Source organism: Alcanivorax sp. HI0044, from assembly GCF_001634945.1.
Map to the genome: position 1 here is coordinate 1 of NZ_LWEZ01000226.1, position 807 is coordinate 807.

General features: G+C 57.4%; 1 protein-coding gene and 1 pseudogene. Both read right to left on the minus strand.

What is annotated here, in order from left to right; translation table 11 throughout:
* Window positions 1–547: efflux RND transporter permease subunit (locus A3730_RS02945; protein ID WP_197477243.1), on the minus strand; the 547-nt coding region annotated here is incomplete at its 3' end.
* Between the two features lie 12 nt (window positions 548–559).
* Window positions 560–807 (minus strand): annotated as a pseudogene (locus A3730_RS02950) (secretion protein HlyD); the annotation flags it as partial.

The following is an 807-nucleotide window of genomic DNA, read 5'->3' on the forward strand; positions in this document are numbered from 1 at the left end:
CCACCACGCCGGGCACGCGCAACAGCTGCGGCCGAATGATCCAGTCATGTACGGAACGCAGGTCTATGGGGGTAATTGGTTTTCCATCCTCATCCACCGCGCCAGGTTCGGCATCCACGGTGAACATGAAGATTTCGCCCAGGCCTGTGGCAATCGGGCCCATCTCGGGCTGGAGGCCGCCAGGCAAATCCGAGCGTGCGGCAGAAAGACGTTCGCTCACCAGTTGGCGGGCGAAATAGATGTCGGTGTCATCACCAAAAATAGCGGTTACCTGGGACAGCCCGTAGCGCGAAACCGAGCGCGTGTACTCCAGCCCGGGCAGACCCGCCAACGTGGTTTCTATCGGGTAGGTCACCCGCTGCTCCACTTCAAGCGGCGTATACCCCGGCGCTTCGGTATTGATCATCACCTGTACGTTGGTGATATCCGGCACGGCATCAATTGGCAACCGGTTGAAATTCCATAGCCCCAGCAGTGATAACAAAGCCACGCCCACCAGTACCAGCCGGCGGCGCTCAATGGCGTGTTTAATAATGACTTCAAGCATAGTGACAGGCCTTTAGTGATCGTGGGAAGCGCCGGACTTTTCAACATCCGCCTTGAGCAGGTAGCTGTTACCACTGACATACTCGGTACCTGGTTTTAGGCCTCCCAGTACCTCGACCCAGTCTTCATCTTCACGGCCCAGTTCCAGCATGCGCACTTCGTACTGCTCGGCCACCTTGGCGAACACCACAGTAAAATCACGGAACCCCTGAAGCCCGGTTTTCTTCACGGCCAGCTCGACAGAATGTTGCGCCACTTCAA